This window comes from Actinomycetospora endophytica (assembly GCF_021026375.1).
Classification (GTDB): domain Bacteria; phylum Actinomycetota; class Actinomycetes; order Mycobacteriales; family Pseudonocardiaceae; genus Actinomycetospora; species Actinomycetospora endophytica.
The window spans coordinates 156,723-174,406 of sequence record NZ_JAJNDB010000010.1 but is presented as its reverse complement, the minus strand read 5'-3'; the positions used below and the strand labels follow the sequence as shown (position 1 = coordinate 174,406).

Below are 17,684 nucleotides of genomic sequence, written 5' to 3'. Positions count from 1 at the left end.
TCACGGCCTCGGCCACCCCGCCCGGGTCGCCCGCCGCCGACGACGAGCCCCGTCCGCCGCTGGACGCCCGGCTCGTGCCGCCCGCGCTCGCGGCCTGGACGGGAGCGTTGGTGGCCCTCGGGCTGGGCTGGGGACCGGGCGTGCTCCTCGCGGCGTTGGCGCTGGTCGCGGCCGCGTTCGGAGGCCGACGGCTGCTGGCGGCGCGACGCACGGCCGTGTCGGCAGGGCCAACCGGGTCGGCAGGGTCAACGGGGTCGGCTGCGCAGGCGCCGCGCTGGGCCGCCGGGCTGCTCGCCTCCGGGATCTGCGCCGCCGCGGTGGGTGGGCTCGCGAGTACCGCGGCCCATCAGGTCGCCGGGCATCCGTTGCGCGCCGCGGCGTCGGCGGGGTCCGCGGCGACCCTCGAGATCGTGCTGACCGACGATCCGGCCCCGCTGCGCAACACCGGCCCGTCGGGTGGCGCGCGGGTGGTGGTGCGGGCGGAACTCGTCGCGGCTCAGGCGGCGGGTGCGCGGTGGCGCGGAGACGGGCACGTGGTGCTGCTCGCTCCGGCCGAGGGGTGGGCGGGTCTGCTGCCGGGCCAGCGGGCCACCGCGAGCGGCACCCTGGGGTCCTCGACGCGCTCCGACCTCACCGTCGCCGTGCTGCGCACCCGCGGCCCGCCCCGCGACGTCGGCCCGCCGCCCGGGCTCCAGTTCGCCGCGGGCGATCTCCGCGCGGGTCTGCGGGACGCCTCCCGCACCGTCCTGGCCGACGAGCCCGGCGCGCTCCTGCCCGGACTCGTCGTGGGCGACACGTCCGGCATCGGGGCCGACCTCGACCGCGACTTCCGGACCGCGGGCCTCACGCATCTCCTCGCGGTGAGCGGATCGAACGTGGCGTTCGTGCTGGGTGCGGTCCTGCTGCTCGCGCGGCTCGGTCGACTGGGCCCGCGGACGGCGGCGGTGCTGGCGGTGCTCGCGCTGGTGGGTTTCGTGGTCCTCGCGCGGCCGTCGCCGAGCGTGCTGCGCGCGGGCGCGATGGGTGCGGTCGCGATCCTCGCGCTCGCGCTGGGCCGGAAGCGCTCGGTTCTGCCCGCGCTCGCCGCCACGGTGATCGTCCTGCTGCTGGTCGACCCGGCGCTGGCGGTGGACGCCGGGTTCGCGCTCTCGGTGCTCGCCACCGGGGCGCTGGTGCTGCTCGCGCCGGTCGTGGTGACCGCGCTGCGGCGTCGGCGGGTCCCGCCCGGGATCGCCGAGGCGCTGGCGATCCCGCTCGCGGCGCACGTCGTGACGGCGCCGGTCATCGCCGGGCTGTCGGGCGAGGTGAGCCTCGTCGCGGTGCTCGCGAACCTGCTCGCCGCACCCGCCGTCGCGCCCGCGACGGTGCTCGGGGTGCTGGCGGCGGTGCTGGCGCCCTGGTGGACCACGGGCGCGCACGCGGCGGTGTGGCTGGCCGGGCCGGAGATGTCGTGGTTGGTGTGGGTGGCGCACCGGTGCGCGGCGGTGCCGGGCGCGACGCTGCACTGGCCGGGAGGGCTCACCGGTGGGCTTCTGCTGGCCGGGCTCGTGCTGCTGGCCCTGGTGGCGCTGCGGTGGCGGCGGGTCCGGCTCGTCGCGCTAGCGGTCGCCGTCGGGCTGCTGCTCGTCCTGGTGCCGACCCGTGTCGCGCCGGTGGGATGGCCGCCGGCGGACTGGGCGATGGTCATGTGCGACGTCGGGCAGGGCGACGGCATCGTGCTCGCCACCGGAGAACCCGGGCGGGCGGTGCTGCTCGACGCCGGTCCGGACGGCAGTGCCATCGACGGGTGCCTGTCCCGGCTCGGGGTGCGCTCGTTCGCGCTGGTCGTGCTCTCGCACCTGCACGCCGACCACGTCGACGGCCTCGCGGGGGCACTGCGCGGGCGGCCGGCCGCAGCGATCGCGCTCGGCCCGGTGCACGAGCCGCTCGGGGCGCTGGCGCAGGTCACGGGGCGGGCGCGGGCCGCGGGCTCGGCGATCGTCGGCCTCGATCCCGGCGTCACGCTGCGCTGGCCGGGCCTCGCGCTCGACGTGCTCGGCCCGCTCCACCCCCACACCCACGTCGACGCGGACGACGGCACCGAGGTCAACGACACCTCGGTGGTACTGCGCGCGACAACCCCGCTCGGGCGCGTCCTGCTGCCCGGCGACGCCGAGGCCGAGTCCCAGCAGGCGCTGCTGGCCTCCGGGGCCGACCTGCGCGCGGACGTGCTCAAGGTGCCCCACCACGGCTCACGGTCCTCGCTGCCCGCGTTCGTGACGGCCGCACACGCCCGGCTCGCCCTGGTCAGCGTGGGGCAGGGCAACAGCTACGGGCACCCGAACCCGGCGATGATGGGCCTGCTCGCCGGCACCGGCGCGCTCGTGCGGCGCACCGACCAGTCCGGCGATCTCGCCCTGGTGCCCGGGGCGGGCGGGGGCAGCGCGGTCGTGGCCCGCGGCGACCCCCGCCCCGACCCGAGGCGGCGGTGATGCCGGGACTAGGAGGAGATCCCGAGGGCCTCGCGCACCGCAGCCGACGTCGCCGGCACGGTCGCCGTCGGGCCGACCTGGCCCTCGATGGCATCCAGCGTCTTGAGCCCGTCGCCGGTGATCAGCAGGACGGTGTCGGCGTCCGGGTCGAGGGTGCCGGCCTCGAGCTGCTTGCGCGCATTCGCGACGGTCACCCCGCCCGCGGTCTCGGCGAAGATGCCCTCGGTGCGGGCGAGCAGCCGCATGGCGTCGCGCACCTCGTCGTCGGTCACGTCGGTGACGGTCCCGCCGGTCCGGCGCACCGCGTCGAGCACGTACGGGCCGTCCGCGGGGTTGCCGATCGCGAGGGAGCGGGCGATCGTGTCCGGCTTCTGCGGCCGGACGACGTCCGTGCCCTCCGCGAACGCCGTGGACACCGGCGAGCACCCGGCCGCCTGGGCGCCGGAGATCCGCCACTCGGCACCGTCGACGAGGCCCAGGGACACCAGCTCGCCGTACGCCTTGTCGATCTTGGTGAGCTGGGAGCCGGAGGCCACCGGGACCACCGTCTGCGCCGGGATGCGCCAGCCGAGCTGCTCGGCGATCTCGTAGCCGAGCGACTTCGAGCCCTCGGCGTAGTACGGCCGGACGTTGACGTTGACGAACGCCCAGTCCTCCTGCTCGAAGGCGAGCTCGGTGGCGAGGCGGTTGACGTCGTCGTACGTGCCGTCGACGGCGAGCAGCGAGGTCTCGTAGACCGCCGTCATGATGACCTTCGCCCGCTCCAGCGAGGAGGGGATCAGCACGACGGAGTCCCACCCGGCGCGCGCCGCGGCGGCCGCGGTGGCGTTGGCGAGGTTGCCGGTCGACGGGCAGGCGAGCACCCGGAATCCGAGCTCACGAGCCGCGGCGAGCGCGACGGCCACCACGCGGTCCTTGAAGGAGTGGGTCGGGTTGCCGGTGTCGTCCTTGACCCAGAGGTTGCGGAACCCGAGCTCGGCGCCCAGGCGGTCGGCCTTCACGAGGCGGGTGAAGCCGGGGTCCATGTTCGGGTGCGCCTCGACCGTCGACGGCACCGGGAGCAGGTCCTTGTAGCGCCAGAGGCTCTTCGGGCCGCGTTCGATCTGCTCGCGGGTGACCCGGCCGAACTCGTAGGCCACCTCGAGCGGCCCGAAGCACTGCGGACAGGCGAACTCGGCCGCCAGGGCGAGGCGGTGGCCACAGGCCCGGCACGCCAGGGCGGCGGCGGGGCCGAGATCGAGGGACGAGCCGGCGGACCCGGAGGTGGTGCTCGACGGGCCGGACTCGGTCAGCGTCATGAAAGGAATCTCCTCATCTTCCCCGCCGCGGAGCGGGTCGGAATTGGCACCGGTCTTGTCGTCCGCGTGCGCGGATGCCGCCGGTTGCCGGGGTGTCGTCGGGCCGTTCCCTCTACCCCTCTGGATGAGCCGTATTCGGTTGTCGGCCGCAGCATGGATCGATCGGTGTATCGATCAGGGCGGGGCGCTACGGGCACGTTACGGCACGGTACGTACGCCGGGCCACCGCGTGGCGACGTTGCGCACGCCACGGAAGTCGGTGCCCCCTGCGAGGATGACGACGTGCCGCCCCGTACCCGCCCCGCGCAGGCTCCCACGGCCGACGTCGAGGACGCCCCCGTCCGCCTGGTCGTGGGTGACGAGGGCCTGCTGGTGGAACGCGCGGTCAGCGGCGCGGTCGTCGCCGCCCGCCGTCGGGACCCGGACGTCGAGGTCCGCACCCTCAAGGCCTCGGAGATCACCGCGGGACTGCTGGCGGAGCTCGTCAGCCCGTCGCTGTTCGCCGAGGCCCGCGTGGTGGTGCTCGAGGCCGCGCAGGACGCGAACGCCGAGGTCACGACGGTGCTGGTGGACTACGCGAAGGCCCCCACCGAGGGCGTCTCGCTCGTCGTCGTGCACGCCGGTGGGGCGAAGGGCAAGGCGCTGGTCGACGGGCTGAAGAAGGCCGGGGCCGCGGTCACCGAGGCGCCGAAGCTGCAGAAGTACGACCAGCGGGCCGACTTCGTGCGCGCCGAGGTCCGGCAGGCGGGCGGCACCGTGACCGGGGAGGCGCTGGGCCTGCTGCTCGACGCGATCGGGTCGGACCTGCGCGAGCTGGCCTCGGCGTCGTCCCAACTGGTGAGCGACTCCGGGGGCCAGGTCGACGCGGAGGCGGTCCGCGCGTTCCACCGCGGGCGGGCCGACGTGACGGGGTTCGCCGTCGCCGAGCGCGCGGTGACCGGGGACCGCGCCGGGGCGCTCGAGGCGCTGCGCTGGGCGCTGGAGACCGGGGTGGCGCACGTGCTGGTGGCCGACGCGCTGGCCGACGCGGTGCGCACCATCGCGCGGGTGAGCGCCGCGGGCCGGGGCGACCCGTACCGGATGGCGTCGGAGCTCAAGATGCCGCCCTGGAAGGTCAAGAAGGCCCAGGGGCAGGCCCGCGGCTGGGACGGCCCGGGCCTCACGCGCGCCATGTCGCTGGTCGCCGACGTGAACGCCGACGTCAAGGGCGCGGCGGCCGACCCGTCGTACGCGCTGGAGCGGGCGACGGTGGAGCTGGCCGCGCTGGCCGGGCACGCCCGCCGTCGTTGACGCCCGCCGGCGAGCTCGCCGGCGCCGTTGATCAGGGGCACGTCAGGCATCGCGGAGAGCTCAGCGCGGAGCGTGCTGTGCCCCTCGCCGCGAGGCGGCGCGACCACCGCTTGATCAGGGGCACATGAGCCATCCCGCAGGGCCCCTCGCGGCGCGTGGGGTGCCCCTCGCCGCGACGGGCCGCCGCCGAACCCACCCCCGAACACGACGAAGGGCACCGCCGACCACGTGAGGCGGCCGAGGGTGCCCTTCGAAGGGTCGAGCCGGGGTCGACTACTTGTTGTCGACGCTGTGCCGCGCGGCGCGGTGCGCCATGCGCGACTTCTTGTTCGCCGCCTGGTTCTTGTGGATGACGCCCTTGCTCACGGCCTTGTCGAGCAGGCGCCCGGCCTCGCGGCGGCGCTCGTCGGCGGCCGCCGTGTCACCGGACTCGACGGTCTCGCGGTAGCGGCGGATCGCGGTCTTGATCCGCGACTTCACCGCCTTGTTCCGCTGACGAGCCTCCTCGTTCTTGCGGTTGCGCTTGACCTGCTGCTTGATGTTCGCCACGGGGCCTTCGAACCTCGATCACTCGTGTCTTCTGGATGGTGCGGGCGCGCCCGGGAGCGACACAGGCGTCCAGCCCGCACGGCGCAGTAGCCATCAGATTACCAATCACCCATGGGCACACTGCCGGTCGGGGGCCATGGGACCATGAGGACGAAAGCCGTGCCCGAGCCCGAGCAGGAACGAGGACCTCGTTGAGCGAGACCACCACGACGCAGCAGTCGGCCCAGACCCCTGGCCGGCCCGGCACCGTGGGGTACGCCGACGAGACGTTCACCCCGCCGGAGCGCATCCGCAACTTCTGCATCATCGCGCACATCGACCACGGCAAGTCCACCCTGGCCGACCGGATGCTGCAGCTCACGGGCGTGCTGGGGGAGCGGGCCTACCGCGCCCAGTACCTCGACCGCATGGACATCGAGCGCGAGCGCGGCATCACGATCAAGGCGCAGAACGTCCGCCTGCCCTGGTACGCGGCCGGCCCGGACGGCGAGATGCGCGACCACGTGCTGCACCTCATCGACACCCCCGGCCACGTCGACTTCACCTACGAGGTCAGCCGGTCGCTCGCGGCGTGCGAGGGCGCGATCCTGCTCGTCGACGCCGCGCAGGGCATCGAGGCGCAGACGCTCGCGAACCTCTACCTCGCCCTGGAGCACGACCTCGAGATCATCCCGGTCCTCAACAAGATCGACCTCCCCGCGGCCGAGCCGGAGAAGTACGCCGGCGAGATCGCGCACCTCATCGGGTGCGAGCCGTCCGACGTGCTGCGCATCTCCGCGAAGACCGGCGACGGCGTGGGTGCGGTGCTCGACGAGGTCGTCAAGCGCGTCCCCGCCCCGGTGGGCGACGCCGACGCCCCCGCCCGGGCGATGATCTTCGACTCGGTCTACGACACCTACCGCGGCGTGGTCACCTACATCCGCGTCGTCGACGGGAAGATCACCCCGCGCGAGCGCATCCGGATGATGAGCACGAACGCGGTGCACGAGTTGCTCGAGGTCGGGATCATCTCCCCGGACCAGAAGCCCTGCCAGGGCCTCGGCGTCGGCGAGGTCGGCTACCTCATGACCGGGGTGAAGGACGTCCGGCAGTCCCGCGTCGGTGACACGGTGACGTGGGAGAAGCACGGCGCCGCCGAGCCGCTGGGCGGCTACCGCGACCCGCAGCCGATGGTGTTCTCGGGCCTCTACCCGATCGACGGCAGCGACTACCCGCTGCTGCGCGACGCGCTCGACCGGCTGCGGCTCAACGACGCGGCCCTGTCCTACGAGCCCGAGACGTCGGCCGCGCTGGGCTTCGGCTTCCGCTGCGGCTTCCTCGGGCTGCTGCACCTGGAGATCACCCGGGACCGCCTCGAGCGCGAGTACGGCCTCGACCTCATCTCCACCGCGCCCAACACCGTCTACCGCCTCGAGCTCGACGACGGCAGCGAGGCGGAGGTGACCAACCCCGCGGACTGGCCCGAGGGCAAGGTCGCGACGATCTACGAGCCGATCACCAAGGTCTCGGTGCTGGCCCCGGCGGAGTTCGTCGGCGCGATCATGGAGCTCTGCCAGTCGCGCCGCGGGCAGCTCGACGGCATGGACTACCTGTCCGACAGCCGCGTCGAGCTCCGCTACACCATGCCGCTGGCCGAGATCATCTTCGACTTCTTCGACGTGCTGAAGTCGCGCACCCGCGGCTACGCGTCGCTGAACTACGAGCCCGCCGGTGAGCAGGCCGCCGACCTGGTCAAGGTCGACATCCTGCTGCAGGGCGAGCCGGTCGACGCGTTCTCGGCGATCGTGCACAAGGACGCCGCCTACGGCTACGGCAACTCGATGGCCACCAAGCTGCGCGAGCTCATCCCGCGCCAGCAGTACGAGGTGCCGATCCAGGCGGCGATCGGCTCGCGGATCATCGCCCGCGAGACGATCCGCGCCATCCGCAAGGACGTGCTCTCCAAGTGCTACGGCGGCGACATCAGCCGCAAGCGCAAGCTGCTCGAGAAGCAGAAGGAGGGCAAGAAGCGGATGAAGACGATCGGCCGGGTCGACGTCCCGCAGGAGGCCTTCGTCGCCGCGCTGTCCACCGACCAGAGCGCCGTGGACAAGGCCAAGTCCGGCAAGAAGTAGCGGGGACCACCCCGGGGTGTACCGGCCGCGGTGTCCGGCTCGCGTAGACTGTTCGTGCAGGTGCCGAGCTGTCGGCCTGGGTGGGACCCCGCACGAGGCGGTCCGCGGACAGCTCCAACCGTCCGCCGTACCCCTCCGCGAAAGAGTTCTGTGACCAACGCTGCTGTCCTGCCCGATTCCGATCTTCCGCTCGACCCGTTCCTCGAGGACTCGGCCGACGCGACCGACCAGACCGCGACCGACGAAGCCGACCAGACCGACCAGGCCGATGACGACGGCGAGACCCCCAACGGGTTCGCCGCCCTCGGCCTCGATGAGCGCGTCCTCGGCACGCTGATCGACCAGGGCTTCCACACGCCCACCCCGATCCAGACCGAGACCATCCCGCTGCTGCTCGGCGGCCGCGACGTCCTCGGCCTGGCCCAGACCGGGACGGGCAAGACGGCGGCGTTCGCGCTGCCGCTGCTCTCCCGCATCGACCCGGCCGTGCGCGCCCCGCAGGCGCTGATCCTCACCCCGACCCGTGAGCTCGCGATCCAGGTCGCCGAGGCCATCGAGTCGTTCTCCGCCGGGCTCTCCCACGTGCACGTGGTCCAGCTCTACGGCGGCGCGCCCTACGGTCCGCAGCTCTCGGCGCTGCGCCGCGGCGCGCAGATCGTCGTCGGGACGCCCGGCCGCGTCGCCGACCACCTCGACAAGGGCACGCTCGACCTCACCGACGTCGGGTACTTCGTGCTCGACGAGGCCGACGAGATGCTGCAGATGGGCTTCCTCGACGAGGTCGAGAACATCTTCGGCATGCTGCCGGCCGACCGTCAGGTCGCGCTGTTCTCCGCGACGATGCCCTCGGCGATCCGCGAGGTGAGCCGCAAGCACCTCAACGCGCCCGAAGAGGTGTCGATCAAGGGCAAGACGACGACGGTGGCGAACACCCGCCAGCGCTACGTCGTGCTCCCCGAGCGCCTCAAGGCCGACGCCCTCGCCCGCGTGCTGCAGGTCGAGGACTTCGACGCCGCCCTCGTGTTCGTCCGCACCCGGCAGAACACCACCGACGTCACCGACGCGCTCAACCGGCGCGGGTTCGCCGCCGTCGCCATCTCCGGGGACCTCTCCCAGGCCCAGCGCGAGAAGACGATCGCCGACCTGCGCTCCGGGAAGATCGACGTCCTGGTCGCCACCGACGTCGCCGCCCGCGGGCTCGACGTCGAGCGCATCACCCTCGTCGTCAACCACGACCTCCCCACCGACCCCGAGTCCTACGTGCACCGCATCGGGCGCACCGGGCGCGCGGGCCGTTCCGGCGAGGCGATCTCGTTCGTCACCCGCGGCCAGATCCGGCTGCTGCGCGCGATCGAGAACACCACCCGCCAGAAGGCGGAGGAGATGTCGGTGCCGGGCACCGAGGAGGTCAACGACCGCCGCCGCGCCCGCTTCGCCGAGCGCATCACCTCCGCGCTCGCCGGTGAGAACGACGGCGGGGACCCGCTGGCGGTGTACCGGAAGATCGTCGACGACTACGTCGCCGAGCACGACGTCGACCCGGTCGCGCTCGCCGCGGCCCTGGCCAAGATGTCCCAGGGCGGCAAGCCGCTGCTGGTCGAGGAGCTGCCCGCCCCGCCGGCGCGCGGCGAGAAGCGTGGCCGCGACCGTGACGACAAGCCGGGCCGCGGGCAGGGCAAGGGCCGAGCGCCCGCCCCGTCGTGGTCGGTCGGTTCCGGCACGGACACCTACCGCATCGACGTGGGCCACAACCAGCGGGTGAAGCCGGGTGCGATCGTCGGCGCCATCGCCAACGAGGCGGGGCTCGACTCGGCCCACATCGGCCACATCGACATCCGCACCGACCACACGCTGGTCGAGCTGCCCGCGGACGTCCCGGGGCACGTGGTCAAGCGGCTGCAGAAGGCCCGGGTCGCCGGCCGGCCGATGGGGCTGCGCCGCGCGTCCGAGGGTGGGGGCTCCTCCTCCGGTGGGGGCCGCCCCGACCGCGGTGGGCGCCCGGACCGCCGGGAGCGCAGCCCGCGCTGACGCACCTCCCGCCGTTCTGACCGAAGGGCCCCGTCGCTCGATCTAATCGAGCGACGGGGCCCTTCGCTCGTTCCGCCCCGGGGCTCCGCGTTCCGGCGGTGGGCGCCCCTCGCCCATCTATTCGAGCGAAGGTGCCCTTCGCTCAGAACGGGGCCGGGACCGGGCCGGGACACGCGCCAGGAATGCCGGGAACCCGGCGCACGTCACACCGGATGGCAGTCGGTGCGCGACGCACCTACCGTCGAGGGGACGAGCGAGGGGAGAGCGGCGGATGGCGCGCTCGGTGGTGATCGTCGGCGGGGGCCCGCGGGGGACCGGTGTGCTCGAACGCCTCGCCGCGTCCGCCCCGGACCACGGCGTCGACGCCGAGCACCCGCTCGACGTGCACCTCGTCGACCCGTACCCGCCCGGCGCCGGCCGCATCTGGCGCACTGCGCAGTCCGAGCTGCTGTGGATGAACTCCATGGCCGCGGACGTCACGATGTACACCGACGACACCGTGACGTGCACCGGCCCGATCGTCCCCGGCCCGAGCCTGATCGAGTGGGCCGAGCAGGTCCGCGACGGCGCACTGGACGGGGAGACCCTCCCGGAGGGCCGCGTCGGCGACGAGGTACGCACGCTGCGGCCGAACACCTTCCCGACCCGCCAGCTGCAGAGCCACTACCTGGACTTCGTGCTGCGCCGCGTGCTCGACACCCTCCCCGAGGGGCTGCGGGTGCACCTGCACCGCGGCCGGGCGGCGGCGATCGTCGACGGCGACGTGCGGCGGGTTCGCATCGACGAGACCGACGGAACGTGCACGGAGATCGACACCGACGCCGTCGTGCTCGCCTCGGGCCACCTCGACGCCAGCCCCTCCGACGACGAGGCCGCGATCGTCGAGTCGGCCGAGCGGCTCGGCCTGCAGTACTTCCCGCCCGAGCAGACCACCGACTCCGACCTCGACGCGATCGAGCCGGGCCGCACCGTGATCGCGCGCGGCATGGGGCTGGCGTTCGTCGACCTGATGGTGCTGCTCTACGAGGGTCGCGGCGGCCGCTTCGTCGAGGACCTCACGGGTGACGACGACGGGTCCGGGCGCGGCCGGCTGGACTACGTCCCGTCGGGACGGGAGGTGTTCCTGCATGTCGGGTCCGGCCGCGGCGTGCCGTACCACGCGAAGACCGAGTACACGCTGCGCGGCCCGCGCCCGCCGCTGCCGCGGTTCTTCGGCCCGGAGCAGGTCGAGGAGCTGCTCACGCGGGGCGAGGTCAGCCTGCGCGACGAGGTGTGGCCGCTCATCGCCAAGGAGGTCGGCTGGGGCTGGTACCACGAGCTCCACCACGGCCATCCGGGCCGCGTCACCACGACCTGGGACGACTTCGCGGCCCGCTACGCCGCGCTGGACTGGTACTCGGAGGCGCGGGAGGCTCTGGTCGCCGAGGCGGTGCCCGCCGAGTCGGACCGGCTCGACTTCGAGCGCCTCGACCGCCCGCTCGCCGAGGTGGACGCCGACCTCGACACGTTGCAGAAGCACCTGCGCGAGTACGTCGCCGACGACCTGGCCCGCCACGTCGACCCGGCCCACACGGCCGAGCTGGGGGCGTTCACCGCGCTGCTGTCCGCGTACATGGTCTCGAGCGAGCTCGCGAGCCGCGGCGGTCTCACCCCGCGGTCGAAGGCCTTCGACCTGTCCTGGTGGCAGAACCTGTTCTCGTCGATGGCCAGCGGGCCGCCCGGGCCGCGGCTGCGTCAGCTGCTGGCGCTCTCCCGCGCCGGCTTCGTGACGTTCCTCGGCGCCGGGATCGACGTGCGGATCGACGAGGCCGACGACGACGGCGCGACCGAGCGCGCCGACCGGAGGCCCGGCTTCGTCGCGACCGGCGCATCGCTGCAGGGCGAGGTGCGCGCGCCCACGTTCGTCGACGCCCGCCTGGCCTCGCCCAGCGTGCGACGCACCGTGGACCCGATGCTCGCCTCGCTGACCGAGCACGGCGTGCTCGACGAGGAGACCCTGCGCTGGGAGGAACGCGCCACCCCCTGCGCGCTCGACGCGGTCGCCGAGCGCGTGGAGGGCGCCACCACGCCCGTCGTCGTGCACTCCACCGGTCTGGTTCCGGTGCAGGCCTCGGACTTCCGGGTGCTGAGCGGGCACGACGGCGAGCCGCATCCGCGACTCTTCGCCGTCGGCCCGCACACCACGGTGCGCCTGCCCGGGGCCTTCACCCGGCCGCGCACGAACAGCCTGAGCTTCCGCGCCAACGACGCGTGCGCTCAGGCGGTCCTGGCGAGCGCCACCGGCGCCTGAGTGGTGCCGGCCTCGCGCACGCGGGCCCGCTCCCGCAGCCGCTCGAGGGTCTGGCTGAGCAGTCGGGACACGTGCATCTGCGAGATCCCCAGCTGGGTGGCGATCTCGGACTGGGTCTGCTCGTGGATGAAGCGCAGCACGAGGATGCGGCGCTCCCGCTCCGGCAGGGTCCCGACGAGGTCCCGGACGAGCGCGCGTGCCTCGACGTGGTCCATGTCCGGATCGTCGTCGCCGAGCACGTCGGCCATCGTCGTGTCGGTGCCCTGGGTCAGCGTGGAGTCGAGGGACTCCGGGCGGTAGGAGTGGTGCGCGGAGATGGCCTCGATGACCTCCTCGCGGTCCATGTCGAGGTGCTCCGCGAGCTCGCTCGCCGTCGGCGCGCGCCCGAGCTGCTGGCTCAGCGTGGTCGACGCGGTGCCGACCTGCAGGTAGCGGTCCTTCACCCCGCGCGGCGTGCGGATGGTCCACGCCGCGTCGCGGAAGTGCCGGCGGACCTCACCCATCATCGTCGGGACGGCGTAGGACATGAAGTCACGACCCTGTGCGGGGTCGTAGCGGCGCAGGGCGTGCAGCAGGCCGATCGAGGCGACCTGCTCGAGGTCGTCGACCGACTCACCGCGCCGCGAGAAACGGCGGGCGATGTTGTGGGCGACGGGGCGGTAGGCGTCGACGAGCTGTGAGGTCAGCTCCTCGCGGCGACGATCGTCGTCCGAGCAGGTGGCGAGCTCGTCGAGCAGGGGGGCGTACTGGTCGTAGGCGCTGGTGCGCTCACTCATGCAGACCTCCGGAACGTGCCGTGAGAACGGCACGGGATGGTCCGCGGTGGCTTGCGGTCTGAACCACGTCGCGGGTCGCGTCTTGCTGTCAGGCACGGCGGACCACGACGGGTCGTTCAGAGGGGATGCGTGTCGCCTGGTGCCTGGAGAACCGGGACTGTGAGCTCAACCCTCGGGTCATCGGCATGCCCCACCACGCGGACGACCAAACATCGCCGCGTGGCGGGGCGTGCGGACTAGCGCGTGAAGACGATCTTGCCGGCGGTGTCGCCGTCGGACATGGCCTGGAAGCCCTTGGCCGCCTCGGTCATCGGCAGCTCCTGGCCGATCTCCGGGTGGATGCCGGTGGTGGCGACGAAGTCGAGCAGATCGCGCAGCTCGGTGAGGGTGCCCATCGTGGAGCCGACCAGGTTCTTCTGCAGGAAGAAGATCTGCGCGAGCTCGGCCGGCGGCTGGTTGCCCGAGGTGGCGCCGGAGCAGACGATCGTGCCGCCGGGCACCAGGGCGCGCACCGAGTGCTTCCAGGTGGCCTCGCCGACGGTCTCGAACACCGCCTGCACCTTGCCGGGCAGCTTCGCGTTGGACTCGAACACCTGGTGGGCACCGAGACGCAGCGCCAGCTCGCGCTTCTCGTCGGTGCGCCCGGTGACCCAGACCTGCATGCCGGCGGCCCGGCCGAGCGCGATCAGCGCCGTCGAGACCCCGCCCGAGGCGCCCTGGACGAGCATCGTCTGCCCGCCGCGCAGCCCGGACTTGGTGAACAGCATCCGGTAGGCGGTGAGCCATGCGGTCCCCATGACCGCACCGGACACCGCCGAGAGGCCCTCCGGACGGGGCAGCGCGTTGCGCTTGGGGACGACGACGTAGTCGGCAAAGCTGCCCTGCGCCCACTCGGTGAGCATCTTGCGCTGCGGGTCGAGGGTCTCGTCCTCCTTCCAGTCCGGGTCGCCCATGAGCGAGTGCAGGACCACCGGGGACCCGTCGTCGAGCGTGCCCGCCCCGTCGCAACCCAGGATCATCGGGAACTGCTCGGGCTTGATCCCGACCCCGCGCAGCGTCCACAGGTCGTGCATGTTGAGGCTCGCGGCCTCGACCTTGACCCGCACCCATCCCTCGGGCACCTCGGGGTCGGGACGCTCGCCCACCACCAGGGAGGCGAGCGGATCGTCGGCGTTGGGCTCGGACGCGTAGACGGCGAACATGGCACCGAACCTATCCGCCGGGTCCGACGCCCGCGATCGTGACGGGGGTCGGGACTCCGGCGGCGGCAGGCGACTCAGGCCGCCACGGCGTCCAGACCGCGCGGCCTGCCCTCGGCCTCCCGCTTCGCGACCTCCTCGCGCACGATCGGGATGACCTCCCGGCCGAACTCCTCGGCGTCGGCGAGCAGGTCGTAGCCGCGGGCGGAGAGGATGTCGACGCCGAGATCCCAGTAGTCGAGCAGGGCGGCGGCGACGGTCTCCGGGGTCCCGACGAGGGCCGTCGAGTTGCCTCCGCCCCCGGTGGCCCTCGCGGTGACCGTCCAGAGCGCCCGGTCGAAGCGCTCGCCGCGCTCGGCGACGGCGAGCAGGCGCTGCGACCCGGCGTTCTCCGGGTCGGTGAGGCGGTGCCGGTTGGTGAGCGGCTTCGTGCCGCCCTCGGTGCGCTCCTCGATCCGCGCGACCGTGGCGTACGCCTTCTCCCACGCGGCCTCCTCGGTGGCGCCGAGGATGGGCCGGAACGCGACCTGGATGCGGGGCATCGTCGAGCGTCCGGCCGCCCGGGCGGCGGCGTGCACCGTCGCGATCTGCCCGGCGGTGTCGGCGAGCGGCTCGCCCCACAGCGCGTAGATGTCGGCCTCGGCGCCGCCTGTTGCGTACGCGGCGTCCGACGAGCCGCCGAACGACAGCCGTATGCGGGGCTGCTGCAGCGGTTTGACGTCGGCGACGAAGTCGGTGAACGCGTAGTGCTCGCCGGCGAAGTCGAACGCCGTGGGACTCGTCCACGCCTGCTTGAGGATCTGCATGTACTCGCGGGTGCGGGCGTAGCGCTGGTTCTTGGACAGGGTGTCGCCCTCGCGGCGCTGCTCGTGGTCGTTGCCGCCCGTGATGACGTGGACGGTGACCCTCCCGCCCGACATGTGGTCCAGCGTCGCGAACGTCTTCGCGGCGAACGTCGGGATCGAGAGGTTGGGGCGGTGCGCGACGAGCAGCTGCAGCCCGTCGACGTGGTCGGCGATGTAGGCGGCCGCCTGGGCCGGGTCGGGGCTGCCCGACGAGTACGCGGTCAGGACGCGGTCCCAGCCGTTCTCGGCGTGGGCGGCGGCGAGGCGCAGGGTGTAGTCGGCGTCGAAGGGTCCACCCGAGCGCGGGTGGATCTCCGATCCGTCGTTGGTGGCGGCGATCCCGAGGAACTCGACGGGCACGGCAGGTCTCCGGTCTCCTGAGGTGTGGTGGGGGGCGTCAGGGACGACGACAGCCCGCGGACCACACCCGGCCCAGGTCGACGTGACGCCGACGCACCAGGGGTTGCACCCCACCCACGCTGCTCCGCCGGGCGTGGCCGGTCAAGCGGTTCACGACCCGCCGCCCGCCACCGGCGCCACACCCGCGCGCGCGTAGCCTGTGGCGCGTGCTGCACGCGGTGGCGACCTGGTGGGACGGCGTCGAGCTGTGGCTGACCCAGCTCGACTTCACGCTCCAGGTGATCATCGTCGTCGGCGTGCTCGGCCCGCTGTGCTGGGGCATCGCCGCGGTCGTCGACTCGGCCGTGGAGCGGACCGTCGCGTGGCGCCTCGCGGCGCAGGAGCGGCGCCGCGGCGCCGGGACCTGAGCGGGTGGACCGTCGCTACGCCCGGCTGTGGGTGACCGGCACCCTCGTCGTGCTCATCGTGCTGGTGATCGTGCTCAACCTGCGCTGAGCCAGGGGCTAGCGGACCACCCCGGCCCGCATCGCGAGGACCACCATCCGCGCGCGGTCCCCGGTGCCGAGCTTGCGGCCGATCCGGGAGAGGTGGCTCTTCACGGTCAGCGCGGAGAGCCCGAGGTCGGCGCCGATCTCGTGGTTGGAGTGGCCGTCGGCGACCGACTGCAGGACCTGCACCTCGCGGGCGGACAGCTCGATCGGGGCGTCGTCGACGCCGGGCACCCGGGCGCCTCCCGCCATGCGGGGCCCGGTGGAGAGGTCCGGCTCGAGGAAGCGCCGCGCCGCGCCGCCGATCTGGACCGACGACGTCGTGAGCAGGTAGGCCAGGGCGCCCGCCCGGAACGCCTCCCGGGCCGCCGCGGGATCGTCGGGGCCGCCGAGGACCACGGTGCGCCAGCCCTGCGCGCGGAGCTCGCCGACGAGGCCGAGCGCGCCCCCGTCGGGCAGGTTCAGGTCGACGACGGCGAGCTCGCACGGCGGGCCGGTGAGCACGCGGGTCCGCGCCGCCTCGGAGGTCTCCGCCTCGAGCACGTTGCCCGCGCCGGCCGTCACCAGCGACCGTGCGACGACCTCGCGCCGGTGCGGATCGCCGTCGACGAGCAGCACCGAGATGCGCTCCGGGATGGAGCCCGCCTCGCCCGCCGGCGTGAAGAACTTGCCGGCCGGCTGCTCCGCGTGCGGGAAGCGAGCCGCCGGAACGGCGGGGGAGACGGCCGTCGACGACGAGGGCCCGGAGCCCCCTCGTCGGGTGACGCCGTGCCCCGACGGGGTCGCGGCGTCCGGCCGGGCGAACGACTGGCGGTCCATGAGCGGGAACACACCACTCCATCGGCGGACCCCCGATCGGGCTTGAGACCCGAACCCGAGATTTTTCCGAGGCGGATTCGAAACCCTCGCTGACCTGCGGTTCAGCCCTCGGGAACCCAGCGTGGCGGGCGCTTCTCGGCGAACGCGGCGATGCCTTCCTGCCCCTCATCGGACGCAAAGAACTCAGCCGACAGGCTCAGCATCGTCGCGAAATCGGTAGCCATGTCCTCGGCCGGACGGCGGCGCAGCATCGCCTTGGTGGCCGCCAGCGCGGCCGGGCCCCCGCGGGCGAGCATGTCGGTGTAGCGGTCGATCTCGGCGTCGAGCGCGTCCGGGTCGACGGCGCGGTTGACGAGTCCGATCGCGGCGGCCCGGTCGGCGTCGAAGGTCTCGCCGGTGAGCATCAGTTCCTCGGCCGCGCGGGGGAGCAGGCGCGGCACCACCGGCACCGAGATGACGGCGGGCACGACGCCGATGCGGACCTCGCTGAACGCGAACGTCGCGCCCTTCTCGCCGCCGCCGGCCCGGGCGGCGATCGCGATGTCGCAGGCGGCGACCAGGCCCACGCCGCCCGCGCGGGCAGGGCCGGCGATCCGGGCGATGACCGGCTTCGGGGAGTTCCACAACGTCGTCAGGATGCCCGGGAACTCCTGTACGCCCTGGTCCCCGGCGCCCGCTCCCCGCGACTCGCGCAGGTCCATCCCGGAGCAGAACACCGTGCCGGTGTGCGTGAGGACGACGACCCGGACGGCGTCGTCGGCCAGGGCGGCGTCGAGGTGCTCGCGCAGTTCGCGGCGCAACTGCGCGGACAGCGCATTGCGGTTCGGTGGCGAGTCGAGGGTGATCGTCGCGCGGCCTGCCTCGACCTCGAGGTGCACCAGTTCGCTCATGGTCGGCCAGTCTGCCTCGGCCGTGCCTGGCTCAGCGGGTCCCCGTCGCACCGACCGTCGAAACGCCGCAGCTCACTCGAACGGGTGGATACGGCCATGAGGTGTACACCACAAGGGCCCGAACGGCGGTATTCGCAGCAACGCAGGTGGCAGACCTACGGTGTGACGTAGGCCACGGGAACCGATCGTCGCTGCGTGACGACGTGGCCACACGGGGTTTTGACGGTCCGTGTGTCCGCATGGTCAAGTTCCGGACATGCACACCGC

13 protein-coding genes and 1 riboswitch are annotated in these 17,684 nt (G+C 73.4%); of the genes, 6 read left to right on the top strand and 7 right to left on the bottom strand.

All coding sequences use genetic code 11. The features are described 5' to 3' along the window. Positions 1-74 precede the first annotated feature (74 nt). Positions 75-2,471, top strand: a complete 2,397-nt coding sequence (locus tag LQ327_RS32010) for a ComEC/Rec2 family competence protein (protein WP_443611924.1) — start codon at positions 75-77, stop codon at positions 2,469-2,471. Between the two features lie 8 nt (positions 2,472-2,479). On the opposite strand, the gene thrC is transcribed toward LQ327_RS32010, so the two are convergent. Then, positions 2,480-3,769, bottom strand: coding sequence for a threonine synthase (gene thrC / locus LQ327_RS32005; RefSeq protein WP_230740535.1), 1,290 nt, complete (start codon positions 3,767-3,769; stop codon positions 2,480-2,482). Positions 3,770-3,779: 10 nt separating this feature from the next. Continuing rightward, a riboswitch (SAM riboswitch) is annotated at positions 3,780-3,900 on the bottom strand. A 151-nt stretch (positions 3,901-4,051) separates the two neighbouring features. On the opposite strand from thrC, the gene holA reads away from it, so the two are divergent. Continuing rightward, entirely contained in the window at positions 4,052-5,059 is a 1,008-nt protein-coding gene (holA, locus tag LQ327_RS32000; protein ID WP_230740533.1) for a DNA polymerase III subunit delta, read from the top strand. A 273-nt stretch (positions 5,060-5,332) separates the two neighbouring features. Here holA and rpsT read toward each other — a convergent pair whose 3' ends face one another. Then, positions 5,333-5,608 carry a 30S ribosomal protein S20 gene (gene rpsT, locus LQ327_RS31995; protein ID WP_230740531.1) on the bottom strand — a complete coding sequence of 92 codons (276 nt, stop codon included), beginning with the start codon at positions 5,606-5,608 and terminating at the stop codon, positions 5,333-5,335. A 248-nt stretch (positions 5,609-5,856) separates the two neighbouring features. On the opposite strand from rpsT, the gene lepA reads away from it, so the two are divergent. The 3 genes from lepA (at position 5,857) to LQ327_RS31980 (ending at position 12,040) form a co-directional block, all read left to right on the top strand. Beyond that, positions 5,857-7,722 carry a translation elongation factor 4 gene (gene lepA, locus LQ327_RS31990; RefSeq protein ID WP_230740720.1) on the top strand — a complete coding sequence of 622 codons (1,866 nt, stop codon included), beginning with the start codon at positions 5,857-5,859 and terminating at the stop codon, positions 7,720-7,722. Between the two features lie 150 nt (positions 7,723-7,872). Beyond that, on the top strand, positions 7,873-9,750 hold the full coding sequence (locus LQ327_RS31985; RefSeq protein ID WP_230740529.1) for a DEAD/DEAH box helicase: 1,878 nt from the start codon (positions 7,873-7,875) through the stop codon (positions 9,748-9,750). Positions 9,751-10,021: 271 nt separating this feature from the next. Next, positions 10,022-12,040, top strand: coding sequence for an FAD/NAD(P)-binding protein (locus LQ327_RS31980; RefSeq protein ID WP_230740527.1), 2,019 nt, complete (start codon positions 10,022-10,024; stop codon positions 12,038-12,040). Here the strand turns inward: LQ327_RS31980 and LQ327_RS31975 are convergent. The 3 genes from LQ327_RS31975 to LQ327_RS31965 form a co-directional block, all read right to left on the bottom strand. After that, positions 12,007-12,816 carry a SigB/SigF/SigG family RNA polymerase sigma factor gene (locus LQ327_RS31975; protein WP_230740524.1) on the bottom strand — a complete coding sequence of 270 codons (810 nt, stop codon included), beginning with the start codon at positions 12,814-12,816 and terminating at the stop codon, positions 12,007-12,009. The two genes, LQ327_RS31980 and LQ327_RS31975, sit on opposite strands and share 34 nt — an antisense overlap. Before the next feature lie 236 nt (positions 12,817-13,052). Beyond that, entirely contained in the window at positions 13,053-14,018 is a 966-nt protein-coding gene (locus LQ327_RS31970) for a quinone oxidoreductase family protein (protein ID WP_230740522.1), read from the bottom strand. Positions 14,019-14,092: 74 nt separating this feature from the next. Beyond that, positions 14,093-15,220: an LLM class flavin-dependent oxidoreductase gene (locus LQ327_RS31965; protein ID WP_230740520.1), complete on the bottom strand. Its 1,128-nt coding sequence runs from the start codon at positions 15,218-15,220 to the stop codon at positions 14,093-14,095. 206 nt (positions 15,221-15,426) lie between these two features. On the opposite strand from LQ327_RS31965, the gene LQ327_RS31960 reads away from it, so the two are divergent. Continuing rightward, positions 15,427-15,627, top strand: coding sequence for a hypothetical protein (locus LQ327_RS31960; protein WP_230740518.1), 201 nt, complete (start codon positions 15,427-15,429; stop codon positions 15,625-15,627). A gap of 96 nt (positions 15,628-15,723) precedes the next feature. On the opposite strand, the gene LQ327_RS31955 is transcribed toward LQ327_RS31960, so the two are convergent. Both LQ327_RS31955 and LQ327_RS31950 read right to left on the bottom strand, forming a co-directional pair. Further along, positions 15,724-16,326 (bottom strand): LuxR C-terminal-related transcriptional regulator, encoded by a 603-nt coding sequence (locus LQ327_RS31955; protein ID WP_443611923.1) that lies wholly within the window; start codon positions 16,324-16,326, stop codon positions 15,724-15,726. 302 nt (positions 16,327-16,628) lie between these two features. Continuing rightward, a complete protein-coding gene (locus LQ327_RS31950) occupies positions 16,629-17,417 on the bottom strand; it encodes an enoyl-CoA hydratase-related protein (RefSeq protein WP_230740516.1) in 789 nt (262 codons plus the stop codon). Positions 17,418-17,684 lie beyond the last annotated feature (267 nt).

Bases quoted from the DNA above. Each gene is read 5' to 3' on its own strand.
- LQ327_RS31950 (WP_230740516.1), bottom strand. From the start codon at position 17,417: ATGAGCGAACTGGTGCACCTCGAGGTCGAGGCAGGCCGCGCGACGATC.
- LQ327_RS31970 (WP_230740522.1), bottom strand. From the start codon at position 14,018: ATGTTCGCCGTCTACGCGTCCGAGCCCAACGCCGACGATCCGCTCGCC.
- LQ327_RS31980 (WP_230740527.1), top strand. From the start codon at position 10,022: ATGGCGCGCTCGGTGGTGATCGTCGGCGGGGGCCCGCGGGGGACCGGT.
- LQ327_RS31975 (WP_230740524.1), bottom strand. From the start codon at position 12,816: ATGAGTGAGCGCACCAGCGCCTACGACCAGTACGCCCCCCTGCTCGAC.
- thrC (WP_230740535.1), bottom strand. From the start codon at position 3,769: ATGACGCTGACCGAGTCCGGCCCGTCGAGCACCACCTCCGGGTCCGCC.